This window comes from Allomesorhizobium camelthorni (assembly GCF_011045125.1).
Taxonomy (GTDB): Bacteria; Pseudomonadota; Alphaproteobacteria; order Rhizobiales; family Rhizobiaceae; genus Allomesorhizobium; species Allomesorhizobium camelthorni.
This window is the reverse complement of sequence record NZ_JAAKZF010000001.1, coordinates 125,713-139,156: the sequence shown is the minus strand read 5'-3', so window position 1 is coordinate 139,156 and position 13,444 is coordinate 125,713. Positions and strand designations below refer to the sequence as shown.

At 64.8% G+C, this 13,444-nt stretch carries 12 protein-coding genes; 7 read left to right on the top strand and 5 right to left on the bottom strand.

Annotation, left to right across the window (positions count from 1 at the left end; translation table 11 throughout):
* The first annotated feature begins 80 nt into the window (after positions 1-80).
* From G6N73_RS00740 to G6N73_RS00715, 6 genes are all read left to right on the top strand, one after another.
* The gene (locus tag G6N73_RS00740; RefSeq protein ID WP_165021789.1) at positions 81-641 is read left to right on the top strand and encodes a F0F1 ATP synthase subunit delta; all 561 of its coding nucleotides are present in this window, start codon (positions 81-83) and stop codon (positions 639-641) included.
* Complete coding sequence (gene atpA, locus G6N73_RS00735; RefSeq protein WP_165021786.1) at positions 641-2,170, top strand: F0F1 ATP synthase subunit alpha; 1,530 nt, start codon at positions 641-643, stop codon at positions 2,168-2,170. The genes G6N73_RS00740 and atpA overlap by 1 nt, the downstream gene beginning before the upstream one ends.
* A gap of 15 nt (positions 2,171-2,185) precedes the next feature.
* On the top strand, positions 2,186-3,079 hold the full coding sequence (locus tag G6N73_RS00730) for a F0F1 ATP synthase subunit gamma (RefSeq protein WP_165021783.1): 894 nt from the start codon (positions 2,186-2,188) through the stop codon (positions 3,077-3,079).
* Between the two features lie 77 nt (positions 3,080-3,156).
* A complete protein-coding gene (gene atpD / locus G6N73_RS00725) occupies positions 3,157-4,773 on the top strand; it encodes a F0F1 ATP synthase subunit beta (RefSeq protein ID WP_165021780.1) in 1,617 nt (538 codons plus the stop codon).
* 91 nt (positions 4,774-4,864) lie between these two features.
* Positions 4,865-5,263, top strand: a complete 399-nt coding sequence (locus tag G6N73_RS00720; protein WP_165021755.1) for a F0F1 ATP synthase subunit epsilon — start codon at positions 4,865-4,867, stop codon at positions 5,261-5,263.
* A gap of 220 nt (positions 5,264-5,483) precedes the next feature.
* Entirely contained in the window at positions 5,484-7,190 is a 1,707-nt protein-coding gene (locus G6N73_RS00715; RefSeq protein WP_165021752.1) for a heparinase II/III family protein, read from the top strand.
* A gap of 11 nt (positions 7,191-7,201) precedes the next feature.
* Here the strand turns inward: G6N73_RS00715 and G6N73_RS00710 are convergent, their stop codons facing one another.
* Complete coding sequence (locus G6N73_RS00710; protein WP_165021749.1) at positions 7,202-8,686, bottom strand: carboxypeptidase M32; 1,485 nt, start codon at positions 8,684-8,686, stop codon at positions 7,202-7,204.
* A 662-nt stretch (positions 8,687-9,348) separates the two neighbouring features.
* Between G6N73_RS00710 and G6N73_RS00705 the strand changes: the two genes are divergently transcribed.
* The gene (locus tag G6N73_RS00705; protein ID WP_165021746.1) at positions 9,349-9,702 is read left to right on the top strand and encodes a DUF1304 domain-containing protein; all 354 of its coding nucleotides are present in this window, start codon (positions 9,349-9,351) and stop codon (positions 9,700-9,702) included.
* Position 9,703: 1 nt separating this feature from the next.
* Here the strand turns inward: G6N73_RS00705 and G6N73_RS00700 are convergent, their stop codons facing one another.
* The 4 genes from G6N73_RS00700 to G6N73_RS00685 form a co-directional block, all read right to left on the bottom strand.
* Positions 9,704-10,732, bottom strand: a complete 1,029-nt coding sequence (locus G6N73_RS00700; protein ID WP_165021743.1) for a peptidoglycan -binding protein — start codon at positions 10,730-10,732, stop codon at positions 9,704-9,706.
* A gap of 1 nt (position 10,733) precedes the next feature.
* A complete protein-coding gene (locus G6N73_RS00695; RefSeq protein ID WP_165021740.1) occupies positions 10,734-11,753 on the bottom strand; it encodes a MotA/TolQ/ExbB proton channel family protein in 1,020 nt (339 codons plus the stop codon).
* 132 nt (positions 11,754-11,885) lie between these two features.
* Positions 11,886-12,575, bottom strand: coding sequence for a PAQR family membrane homeostasis protein TrhA (gene trhA / locus G6N73_RS00690; protein ID WP_165022750.1), 690 nt, complete (start codon positions 12,573-12,575; stop codon positions 11,886-11,888).
* 64 nt (positions 12,576-12,639) lie between these two features.
* Positions 12,640-13,440: an inositol monophosphatase family protein gene (locus G6N73_RS00685; protein ID WP_165021737.1), complete on the bottom strand. Its 801-nt coding sequence runs from the start codon at positions 13,438-13,440 to the stop codon at positions 12,640-12,642.
* Positions 13,441-13,444: the final 4 nt, after the last annotated feature.

Here is a 13,444-nt window from a genome sequence, read left to right as displayed (position 1 = left end):
CAGCAAGGTCAAAGATTTAGCAGAGTTCCACACTCGCGCCAACAATCTTGCGGCCTGTCAGACAAGAGAAAAGACGGTCCGTGGCACAGTCTAGCTCGCCAATCTCCGGAGTTGCCGAACGCTATGCGGGTTCGCTCTATGAACTCGCGGCCCAGGCCAAGGCGGTTCCCGCCGTGGAAGCCGATCTCGGCCGCTTCGAGGCGCTGCTCGCGGGAAGCGAAGACCTGACCCGGATGATCCGCAGCCCGGTGTTTTCCTCCGACGAGCAGTTCAAGGCGATTTCCGCGATCGTCGACCGCGCGAAAATCGGCGGCCTGGTCGGCAATTTCCTGCGCGTCGTGGCGCAGAACCGCCGCCTCTTCGCGGTGCCGGCAATGATCAGGGCATTCCGCCAGATCGCTGCCTCCGAACGCGGCGAGGTCTCGGCCGAAGTGACCTCGGCTCATGCGCTGAACCCGGCGCAGGAAAAGGAACTCAAGACCGCGCTCAAGGGCGTTGCCGGCAAGGACGTCTCGATCGCCGTCACGGTCGATCCGTCGCTGCTCGGCGGCCTCATCGTCAAGATCGGCTCGCGCCAGATCGACACTTCACTCAAAACCAAACTCAATTCGCTCAAGCTCGCACTGAAAGAGGTCGGCTGATGGACATCCGCGCCGCGGAAATTTCCGCAATTCTGAAAGACCAGATCAAGAATTTCGGCAAGGAGGCTGAAGTCTCCGAAGTCGGCCAGGTCCTGTCCGTCGGCGACGGCATCGCCCGCGTCTATGGCCTCGACAATGTCCAGGCCGGCGAGATGGTCGAATTCCCGGGCGGCATCCGCGGCATGGCGCTGAACCTTGAAAGCGACAATGTCGGCGTCGTCATTTTCGGCAACGACCGCGACATCAAGGAAGGCGACACCGTCAAGCGCACCGGCTCGATCGTCGACGTGCCGGTCGGCAAGGGCCTGCTGGGCCGCGTCGTCGACGCGCTCGGCAACCCGATCGACGGTAAGGGCCCGATCGTCGCCGCCGAGCGTCGCCGCGTCGACGTCAAGGCGCCCGGCATCATCCCCCGCAAGTCGGTGCATGAGCCGATGTCGACGGGCCTCAAGGCCATCGATGCGCTGATCCCGATCGGCCGCGGCCAGCGCGAGCTGGTCATCGGCGACCGCCAGACCGGCAAGACCGCGATCATTCTCGACACCTTCCTCAACCAGCGGCCGCTGAACCAGGGCGACGACGAGAGCCAGAAGCTCTACTGCGTCTATGTCGCCGTCGGCCAGAAGCGCTCGACCGTTGCGCAGTTCGTGAAGGTGCTGGAAGAGCGCGGCGCGCTCGAATATTCGATCGTCATTGCCGCGACCGCTTCGGACCCGGCGCCGATGCAGTTCCTGGCGCCCTTCGCCGGCTGCGCCATGGGCGAATATTTCCGCGACAACGCCATGCATGCGGTTATCGCCTATGACGACCTGTCGAAGCAGGCCGTCGCCTATCGCCAGATGTCGCTGCTGCTGCGCCGCCCGCCGGGCCGCGAAGCCTATCCGGGCGACGTTTTCTACCTGCATTCGCGCCTGCTCGAACGTGCCGCCAAGCTCAACGATGACAACGGCAACGGCTCGCTGACCGCACTTCCGGTTATCGAGACACAGGCCAACGACGTGTCGGCTTATATCCCGACCAACGTGATCTCGATCACCGACGGCCAGATCTTCCTCGAGACCAATCTGTTCTTCCAGGGCATCCGCCCGGCGGTGAACGTCGGCCTCTCGGTGTCGCGCGTCGGTTCGTCGGCGCAGATCAAGGCGATGAAGCAGGTCGCCGGCTCGATCAAGGGCGAGCTCGCTCAGTACCGCGAAATGGCTGCCTTCGCGCAGTTTGGCTCCGACCTTGACGCCGCCACGCAGCGCCTCCTCAACCGCGGCGCGCGGCTGACCGAACTCCTGAAGCAGCCGCAATTCTCGCCGCTGAAGACAGAGGAGCAGGTCGCGGTGATCTTCGCCGGCGTCAACGGTTATCTCGACAAGCTGACCTTGAACCAGGTCGGCAGGTTCGAGCAGGGCCTGCTCGCGCATATGCGCTCGGACGGCAAGGAAGTGCTCGACGGCATCCGCAAGGAAAAGGCGCTGTCGGACGACCTGCGCGCCCAGCTCAAGGGCCATATCGACGCCTACGCGAAAAACTTCGCCTGATTGCACGGATAGGGCATGGCTTCCTTAAAAGACCTTCGCAACCGTATCGCCTCGGTCAAGGCGACGCAGAAGATCACCAAGGCGATGCAGATGGTCGCCGCGGCGAAGCTGCGCCGCGCGCAGGAAGCCGCGGAAGCCGCCCGTCCATACTCGCAGCGCATGGGCGCGGTGCTGGCCAACATCGCGCAGGCCGTCAGCAATGCCGGCGGCAGCGATGCGCCGCGCCTGATGACCGGGACCGGCAGCGACGACACGCATCTGCTGGTCGTCTGCACCGCCGAGCGTGGCCTCTGCGGCGGCTTCAACTCGCAGATCGCTCGTTTTGCGCGCGAACGCATCCGCAAGCTGCTGGCCGAAGGCAAGACGGTCAAGATCATCACCGTCGGCAAGAAGGGCTACGACATCCTGCGCCGCGAATATGGCGCGCTGATCATCGAGCGCGTCGACCTGCGCGAGGTCAAGACGCTCGGCTTCGTCAATGCGGACGCCATCGCCAAGAAGGTGATCGCGCTGTTCAACGAAGGCGGTTTCGACATCTGCACGCTGTTCTATTCCGAGTTCAAATCGGTGATCAGCCAGGTTCCGACTGCGCAGCAGATCATCCCCGCCGGGGCGATCGTCGCCGCCACGGAGCCGGAGACGGCCGGCGGCAACGCTGTCTACGAGTACGAGCCCGAGCCGGGCGAAATTCTTTCCGACCTCATCCCCCGCAACATTTCGGTGCAGATTTTCCGGGCGCTGCTCGAGAATGCGGCCGGCGAGATGGGCGCCAAGATGAGCGCCATGGACAATGCGACGCGTAATGCCGGCGACATGATCAACAAGCTGACGATCACCTACAACCGCCAGCGGCAGGCGCAGATCACCAAGGAACTGATCGAAATCATTTCGGGCGCGGAAGCGCTCTAGCCACATGATCCCGGGACGCCGCAGGCGTTTGCGGACGGGATCATGTGAAACAAGGAACGGACACAGAGGTTATCACCATGGCTAAAGCAGCTACTCCGAAAGCGGCTCCGGCGGCGAAGGCCCCCGCGGCAAAGAAGGCGGCGCCCGTCAAGGCAGCCGCCGTAAAGGCTCCCGCCGCGGCCGCGAAGGCAGCCCCGGCAAAGGCTGCCGCTGCAAAGCCGGCGGCGGCGGCAAAGTCGGGCGTGACTGCGATGATGGCCAAAGGCCCGGCCGGCCGCGTCACGCAGGTCATCGGCGCCGTCGTCGACGTGCAGTTCGACGGCGACCTACCGCCGATCCTGAATGCGCTGGAGACGCTGAACGGCGGCAACCGGCTGGTGCTCGAAGTGGCGCAGCATCTCGGCGAAAACACCATCCGCTGCATCGCCATGGACACGTCGGAAGGCCTCGTGCGCGGCCAGGCCGTGTACGACACGGGTTCGCCGATCACCGTTCCGGTCGGCGACGAGACGCTCGGCCGTATCATGAACGTCATCGGCGAGCCGGTCGACGAAGCCGGCCCGGTCGTGACCGCCAGCCGCCGCGCCATCCACCAGGACGCACCGGCCTATGTCGACCAGTCGACGGAAGCGCAGATCCTCGTCACCGGCATCAAGGTCGTCGACCTGCTTGCGCCCTATGCCCGCGGCGGCAAGATCGGCCTGTTTGGCGGCGCCGGCGTCGGCAAGACCGTTCTGATCCAGGAACTCATCAACAACGTCGCCAAGGCGCATGGCGGCTATTCGGTGTTCGCCGGCGTCGGCGAGCGCACCCGCGAGGGCAACGACCTCTATCACGAGATGATCGAGTCAGGCGTCAACAAGGACCCGCACGAGAACAACGGCTCGACCGAAGGCTCGAAATGCGCCCTGGTGTTCGGCCAGATGAACGAGCCGCCCGGCGCGCGCGCCCGCGTTGCGCTCTCCGGCCTGACCATCGCCGAGCATTTCCGCGACCAGGGCCAGGACGTGCTGTTCTTCGTCGACAACATCTTCCGCTTCACCCAGGCGGGCTCGGAAGTGTCGGCTCTGCTCGGCCGCATTCCCTCGGCGGTGGGCTATCAGCCGACGCTGTCGACCGACATGGGCCAGATGCAGGAACGCATCACCACCACTCACAAGGGCTCGATCACTTCGGTACAGGCGATCTACGTGCCTGCCGACGATTTGACCGACCCGGCGCCGGCGACCTCGTTCGCCCACCTCGACGCGACGACCGTGCTCAACCGCGCGATCTCGGAAAAGGGCATCTACCCGGCCGTCGACCCGCTCGACTCGACCTCGCGCATGCTCGACCCACTGATCGTCGGCGAGGAGCACTACCAGGTCGCCCGCCGCGTGCAGGAAATCCTGCAGCGCTACAAGTCGCTGCAGGACATCATCGCCATCCTGGGCATGGACGAGCTGTCGGAAGAGGACAAGATCACGGTCGCCCGCGCCCGCAAGATTGAGCGCTTCCTGTCGCAGCCCTTCTTCGTGGCCGAAGTGTTCACCGGCTCGCCCGGCCAGCTTGTGCCGCTCGAAGAGACGATCAAGAGCTTCAAGGGCCTTGTCGACGGCGAATACGACCATCTGCCGGAAGCCGCGTTCTACATGGTCGGCGGCATCGACATGGCGGTCGAGAAGGCAAGGCGGCTGGCTGCGGAAGCGGCGTAAGACAAGCGAATAGCGAATAGGGAGTAGCGAATAGGGATCGGGGCAGCGAATTTCTATTCGCTATTCGCTACTTCCTATTCGCTAGAATGACATGGCTGAAGCTTTCAAATTCGAACTGGTCTCCCCCGAACGGCTGCTCGTTTCGGAACAGGTCGAGCATGTCGTCATTCCCGGCGCGGAAGGCGAGATGACGGTTCTGGCCAACCACTCTCCGGTAATGACCACGGTCAAGCCCGGCGTCGTGACCGTAAAATCGGCAGGCGGCGGGGAGGAGCGCTACGTGGTGTTCGGCGGTTTCGCCGACATCCTGCCGGAAGGCTGCACGCTGCTCGCCGAATCGGCCGTGCGGGTCGCGGAAATCGACCGTGACGATCTCGCCCGCCGCATCCAGGAAGCGCGCGAGGACGCAGCCGACGCCAAGAGCGACGAAGAGCGCACCAGGGCCGAGGCCTTCCTCGCCCAGTTGGCTACATTGCAGGACGCGGTGTAGCCCAACCGGGTTTGAAAGCACCGTTAGGGGCAAGAGCGAGGCTGGGCCTCGCTTTTTTTGTGCGGATGAAAGAGCTTGGTTCTGAATCACAAGTTGGAAGCACGGTGCTTCAGAGCAGCCGTTCTACAGGGGACATCCAGCCTGGCGGGCAATTTCGCCTTCGCGTTAGACCTTGAATCATCTAGACTCTTTCGGCGGGGGACGTTCGGAGGGTGACTTTTTGGCAGTGGCTGCAGGCAATACGACGCGTCTCTGGGCGCTCGTTGCCAGGGAGTATTGGCGCCGGGCCCGCCGCCGCCTGCGCGCCGGGCCGGTCTATCGCTGGCGCTATACCGGCCGCACGCCCGAACGGGTGCTGATCGCACCGCCGGACCTGCGCCTCGCCGATCCGCAGATCGCGCTCGAAATCTACTATGGTCGCTTCCCGCTTTCCGGCCATATGGTCGAGACGGCCGGCCGCTCCCCCTTCCAAATCGAGGTGGCCAATCGCGGCTGGCAGAAATCGCTGCACGGCTTCCGCTGGCTGCGCCACATGCGCGCCGCCGGCACCGAGCTTGCCGCCGCCAACGCCCGCGCGCTGGTTTCCGACTGGATCGGCATGCATGGCGGCCGCATCTCCGGCATCGCCTGGGAACCGGCGACAACCGCTAAGCGCATCATCGCCTGGCTGCAGCATTCCTCCGTGGTGCTGCAGGGCGCCGAACTGCCCTTCTACCGAGCCTTCCTGAAATCGCTGGCGCTGCAGATCCGCTATCTCAGATCGATGGCGCGTGAATTGCCCGATGGCAAGGCGCGGCTGCGCACCCGCATAGCGCTCGCCTTCGCCGCACTGTCGCTGCCGGCGCCGGCTTCGGCGCTGCGCGGCGCCACGCGCAACCTCGCCGATGAGCTTGAGCGCCAGATCCTCCCGGATGGCGGCCATATCTCACGCAATCCCATCATGGTGCTGGAGCTCCTATCGGACCTCCTGCCGCTGCGCCAGACTTACGCCAACCAGGCCGAATCGCCACCCGCCGCGCTGATCGGCGCGGTCGAGCGCATGTTGCCGGCGCTGCGATTCTTTCGCCACCAGGACGGCAGCATCGCCCGCTTCAACGGCATGGGCGCGACGATCCAGGATCGCATCGCGGCAATACTGCGCCACGACGACACGGTCGGCGCGCCGCTGCTGCATGCGCCGCATTCGGGTTACGAGCGCCTCTCGATGGGCGAAACCACGGTTATCGCCGACACCGGCCTGCCGCCGCCCATCGACGTATCCGGCGCGGCCCATGCCGGCTGCCTGTCCTTCGAAATGTCGTCGGGCCGGCACAATTTCATCGTCAATGCCGGCGTCGACACCTACGGCGCGGAGGATTTTCGGCCGCTGGCGCGCCCCACTGCGGCGCATTCGACCGCCTCGATCAACGACACCTCCTCGGCGCGCTTCAGCCACTCGCCTCGCTTCAGCCTGCTCGGCTCTCCGCTGATCGGCGGACCGCGCCATGTGCCCTGCGAGCGCATGGATTCGAAGGGCATCCAGGGCTTCGTCGCCAGCCATGACGGCTATGTGCCGGCCTTCGGCATCTATCACGAGCGCGAGCTTTCGCTGTCCGGCCAGGGCGATGTGCTGAGCGGCGTCGACCGCTTCCTGCGGGCCGGCGGCGCGCCGGTGCGCGACAATGGCCGCGACCTGGTGGCGGTCCGGTTCCACATTCACCCGGACATCGAGTTCTTCCGCGACGGGCACGGCCACTTCGTGCTCGCCGCGCCGCGCGCCGACCGCTGGACCTTTACCTGCAACGAGGTCGAGCCGCAGGTCGAGGAGTCGATCTTCTTTGCCGGTCTCGGCGGCCCGCGCCGCAGCCGCCAGATCGTGCTCGCCTTCAAGGCTTCCGAGTTCGGCGAGGTGCGCTGGCAGATGACACGCACACGTCCGGCCTCTTAGCAGTCCTTCGCCTAAGCCCCGTAGCGCTTCTTCAGATGCGCGGTGAAATGCGCCGCGTTGAGCTTTTCGCCGGTGGCGCGCTCCATCAGTTCCGGCGTCGACCAGCGCGAGCCCTGCGACCAGATCTTTTCGCGCCGCCAGGCCGTTACCGTGTCGAACTTTCCTTTTGCAATTTCTTCGTCGACCATCGGATGCAGCTTCTCCAGCGCCGCCCATTGCTGCGCCGCCATCATCGCGCCGAGCGTATAGGACGGGAAATAGCCGAAGGCGCCGCTCGGCCAGTGCACGTCCTGCATCGGACCGTCCTGCGGCGTGTCGATGGTGGAGAGGCCGAGATAGTCGCTCATCTTGGCGTCCCAGGCTTCCGGCAGGTCGGCGGCTTTCAGACGCCCGCTCACCAGTTCCCGCTCCAGTTCGAAGCGCAGGATCACGTGCAGCGGATAAGTGACCTCGTCGGCGTCGACGCGGATCAGCCCTCGCTCTACCCAATGCACATGAGCTAAAATCTCGTCCTTGCTCCACTTTTCGCCGAGATACTGCTCGACCAGCGGCAGCGCCCACTCCCAGAAGGCCGGGTTGCGGCCGAGCTGCTTTTCGACGAACAGGCTCTGGCTTTCGTGCATGGCCATGCCGCGCGCCTTGCCGAGCGGCCAGTGCGACCATGGCTTGGGCAGGTTCTGCTCGTACATGGCATGGCCGGTCTCGTGCAGCACGCCCATCAGCGCCGAGAGGAAATCCGAAGTCTTGTAGCGCGTCGTGATGCGCACGTCGGTCGGAACACCGCCGCAGAAGGGATGGTGCGACACGGCCAGGCTGCCATGGGTGAAATCGAAGCCGACCGCCGCCATCATGGCGAGGCCGAGTTCGCGCTGCTTGTCGATCGGATAGACGCCGGACAGCGGCCGCAGCGGATTTTTGGCCAGCCGCTCCTCCTGCACCGCCAGCGCTTCCGGCACGAAGCCTTTCAGGAAGCTTTTCAGCTCGGCGAAAACCGGCGCAATGTCGGCGGCGCGGTGGCCGGGATCGTACTGCTCCATCAGCGCATCGTACGGGTCGAGGCCGGTTGCCGCGGCGCGAAGCTCCGCTTCCTCCCGCACAAGCGCGACAATGCCGTCCAGCGCCGGCAGGAAGCCCAGCCAGTCGCTCTTCGGCCGGAGGTCGCGCCAAAGCTGCTCGGAGCGCAGCCGGGCCGTGGTCTGGCGCTCGACGAACTCGGTCGGCAGGCAGGTCATGTTGGTGTATTGCCGCCGGAATTCGCGAAGCGCCGCCTGCTGGTCCTCGTTGAGCGCCTCCTGTTCAGCCGCGTCGATCCAGTCGGCGATCTCCGGCGCTGCCGCCCGGGCGTGGTGCATGCCGGCCAGCGCCGACATCGCCTCCGCCCGCTTCTCGCCGCCGCCGACGGCCATGTGGGTCGCCTCGTCGGCGCCGAGGATGGCGAGCGAATGCTCCAGCGCTTCGAGCTTGCGGCAAAGCTGGTCGATTTTTTTGAAGGACATGATGATTCCGATCGTTTGGGACGGGAGCGAAGGAACAGCAAGGGAAGGGCGATGGCAAGTCTGGCACCTATTCATCGCCACGCCCGCTTTCGCGTCTGGCCATTGACCCTTCGACAAGCTCAGGGTGAGGTGGTCGGGAAGACGGGCGGGCAGGAAAGCGCCGCACGAATTCGTAAACAAGAACAGGCACTCCCATGCCCGCCCGTCCGGTGTCTGTCGCCCCGTCGGCCGATCACACGCCGTCTCCATGCTGCCCCGCGGATTGCACACGGACGTTTCATGGTCGCACGCACGGATACTCCGCAAACCCGCCGCCCAGGCATTTGCGCCTGCCGCGGGAACGCCGGCCCGTCGGACGCCCTCGGAGACGTGGATACCGAACCCACGGGGAGAGGTCACCGCCGTCCTGCCTGATGCCCGGTGCGCACCAGGTCCCGCCAGAACGGTGAGGCGATTATGCTCGAGGGGCAGGATGTGTGAACAAATCCGGGTGCGAAATTTTACTCGCCGGCCGTTATGCCATTGATCGGCAGCAGTTCTTTTCGCGAACGAGCCTAAATGGAGGTGGATTTTATCCACTTTTGGAGAGCCTGTCTTGTTGCTACCGTCCCTTCTGTGGCGTTGAGTGGCTCGTGGAGTCTTAAACCTGACAGGGGAGCAAAATGCTGGCGAATATCCTGATTGCGGTGGTGGCGGCGCTGCATCTCTATTTCATGTATCTGGAGATGATCGCCTGGGACACGCCGGCCGGCCACAGAGCGTTCGGGCTGACGCCGGAATTCGCCAAGGCCTCCAAAGTGCTCGCCGCCAATCAGGGTCTCTATAACGGCTTCCTCGCCGCCGGGCTGATCTGGGGCTTCTACTTCGGCGAGGCGGGATTTGCGATCAAGGTCTTTTTCCTGGTCTGCGTGATGGCCGCCGGCCTGTTCGGCGCGGCAACAGTGAGCCGCAAGATTCTCTACGTGCAGGCGGTTCCGGCGGTGCTTGCTTTGGTGGCTCTGCTCGCCGGCTGGTAGGTCATCGTTCCGTCAGCTTCAGCTCGATGCGGCGGTTGCGGCTGCGCGCTTCCTCGCTGTCGGCGGCGTCGAGCGGCTGGAACTCGCCGAAGCCGGCCGCCACCAGCCGGTTGGCCGGCACGCCGTTGTCGATGAGATACTTCACGACAGAGGTCGCGCGCGCCGACGACAGCTCCCAATTGTCGCGATAACGCCCTGACCCCGACAACGGCCTGTCATCGGTGTGGCCGTCGACGCGCAGCACCCAGTTGATCTCCGGCGGGATCTCCTTCTGCAATTCAATAATCGCGCCGGCGAGCTTCTGCATCTCGGTGCGGCCAGCCTCGTTGATGACCTCCGAGCCGATCGGGAACAGCACTTCCGACTGGAAGACGAAACGGTCGCCGACGATGCGGATGTTTTCACGGTCGGACAGGATCTCGCGCAGCCGGCCGAAGAAATCCGAACGGTAGCGGTTGAGCTCCTGGACACGCTGCGCCAGCGCGACGTTCAGGCGGCGGCCGAGATCGGCTATCTTGGTGTTGGATTCGCGGTCGCGCTGCTCCGACACGTCCAGCGCCTGTTCGAGCGCGCCGATCTGCTTGCGCAGGGCGGCGATCTGCTGGTTAAGCAGTTCCACCTGCGACAGCGCCCGCTGGCTGAGCTGGCGCTCGCTGTCGAGCTCGCCCGTCAGCGCGCCTATCCGCTCTTCGGCGGCGGCCCCAGCGCCGGCTCCCCGGTCGAGCAATTGCTGGAGCCGGGTGCGGTCGGATTCCGCCTGTGCGAGTGAGGCTTGCAGGTTGGCGAGCGCATCCTCCGCATCCTGCGTGTTCGACTGCTCGAGCGCCAGAAGCTGTGTCAGCTCGTTGATCTGGGAGTTGAGGCGGGTGAGCACCTCGTCCTTGCCGGAGATCTCGCGGCTGAGCAGGAACTGCGCCAGCACGAACACCGAAAGCAGGAACATGATGGCCAGAAGCAGCGTCGAGAGCGCATCGACGAAGCCCGGCCAGTAATCGACGCGGCGGTCGCGCCTTGCGCGTGCCAATGCCATGTCAGCTAAGCTCCCGCTTCTTCAGCGCGTCGGCGATCTTTTCCAGCGTGTTGCGCATCGCCTTCTGTTCTTCCGACTGCGCCTCGACCCAGTCGCGCATGATCTGCTGCTCGGAGCGCATGTTCTTGACCAGCCCCGAAATGCCGTCGGCGAGATTGGCCATGGCCGTCGCGATGCGCGGATTGGAGCCGCCGGATTCCTGCAGGTTGCGCAGCCTTTCCGAAAGCGCCTTGATCTCTTCGGCGGAGCCGGCCTTTGCGGGATCGGCGACGATGACGTCGGACGAAAGGTCGGTGACCGAGGACAGCCAGTTTTCCAGCTCGGTGTAGAAGCGGGTCTGCGCACGGCCAGCCTGCAGGTCGAGGAAGCCGAGCACCAGCGAGCCGGCGAGGCCGAACAGCGACGACGAGAACGCCGTTCCCATGCCTTCGAGCGGCGCGGACAGGCCGGATTTCAGCGAATCGAGCACGGCGGCCGCATCGCCCGAGCCGGGATCGAGCGACTGGATGGTGTCGCCGATCGAGCCGATCGTCTGCAACAAACCCCAGAAGGTGCCGAGCAGGCCGAGAAACACCAGCAGCCCGATCAGGTAGCGAGAGATGTCGCGGGTCTCGTCGAGCCTGGTGGCGATGGAGTCGAGCATGGTGCGCATAGAGCTGGTCGACAGCGCCATGGAGGTGGAGCGGCTGAGCAGCGCCTTCATCGGCGCGAGCAGAACCGGCTCAACGACTTCGGAGCCGGCGCGGAAGGAATTGACCCAGCGGATTTCGCGGAAAAGCCGCAGCACCTGCACGAAGGCGAGCAGGATGCCGACCGCCAGCACGCCGAGGATCAGTCCGTTCAAACCGGGATTTGTGCCGAAAGCCGAGGATATCTGCCGGGCAAGGATGGCCGCGATGAAAGCGACGATCGCCAGGAACACCAGCATCGAGAGGAGAAAGACCTGCGGACTCGACAGTCGGTAGGGGTCGTAGCCGCCATCTGATGCCCGGCCCCCGCCGAATTTTCGCAAAAATGCCATGCGCGCCCCGAATCCCGTTGCCGCGACCAAACTGATCGCGAGTCTGCCGCAATCAAACTGAGCGCGACTCTAAACGGAATTGTGACGAAATTGAAAGACGTTGTGAGGCCGCAGCAGCACCGCTGGGACGCATCAGAGGCGGTCGATGACCAGAGTGTCAATCAGGGCCGCGAAATGCAGGCCGGCGCCCGTCACGACGAAGCCGTGCCAGACGGCGTTCTGGAATCGCAGGCCTTTCCACACGAAGAACACCACGCCGCAGGAATAGACGATGCCGCCGGCAATGATCAGCGCAATCGTCGTTGACGGCAGGATCTCCAGGATCGGCCGCAGGACCACGATGCCGCTCCAGCCGATCGCAAGATAGAAGATGATGGCGGCGCGATCGAAACGGCCGGGAAAGAGCATCTTGGCGGCCATGCCGAGAGCGGCTGCGGACCAGACGACCCCGAGCATCCAGCGCGCAAGCCAGACATCGTTCAATTGCGTGAGGAACGGCGTGTAGGTCGCGGCGATCAGGAGATAGATCGCCGCATGGTCGAAGCGTCGCAATAACCATTTCGCTGGCGATATCGGCCAGAGATTATAGGCGAGCGAAATCGACAGCACCGTCAGGACCGAGACGACGTAGAACGCGGCGGCGATGTATTCGCCCGGGCCGGTGCGAAAGGCAGACAGCGCCAGCAGCGCCGAGCCTGCGGCGATCGCAAACACTATGCCCACCGCATGAACGATGCCGTCGGCGATCAGCTCGGCGCGCGAATAGTCGAAGCGCCCTCGGAAGGGCACGTCGGCTTGAACTGGTTGCGGCTCGCTCATCATCTGCTCGATGGAGCCTATTTGAGCGGTCGCCGGGTGGTTTTTCAAGCCTTGGGGGCGCGGCGGTTCAGCGCGGGACGAGCGGCTTCTTGAGCGTCTTCAGGAGCGCGCGGTGGATGATCTCGTTGCCGGCGACGATCGAGCCGCTCTCGAACATGCCGTTGCCGCCTGCCGGGTCGCTGACGAAGCCGCCGGCCTCGCGGATCATCAATATGCCCGCCGCCATGTCCCAGGGCGACAGCGCATGTTCCCAAAAACCGTCCATGCGGCCCGCTGCGACATAGGCGAGATCGAGCGCCGCCGAGCCGAGCCGGCGCACGCCAGACACTTCGGCCATGACGTTGCGAAGCTCGATGAGGTAGTTGCCGTGATGGCCGCGGCCGAGATGCGGCACGCCGGTGCCGATTACGGTATCGGTGAGCTTGGTGCGGCTCGCCACGCGCAGCCTGCGGTCGTTCATGAAGGCGCCTCCGCCGCGTTCGGCGGTGTAGAGCTCATCCATTGCCGGATTGTAGATCACCCCGGCGACGATCTGTCCCTGGCGCTCGAGCCCGATCGAGATCGAGAAGATCGGCAGGCCGTGCAGGAAATTGGTGGTGCCGTCGAGCGGATCGACGATCCAGCGGTGCTGGTCGTCCTCGCCCGAAACCTCGCCGCGTTCCTCCATCAGGAAGGCATAGCCCGGGCGGGCGCGGGACAGCTCGGCGTGGATGATCTCCTCGGCCTTGTGGTCGGCCTGGCTGACGAAGTCGCCCGGGCCCTTCAGCGACACCTGCAGGTTCTGCACCTCGCCGAAATCGCGGGCCAGCGAGCGGCCGGCCTTCATGGCGGCCTGGACCATGACGTTGAGGATCGCTGAACGGGGCATGGCG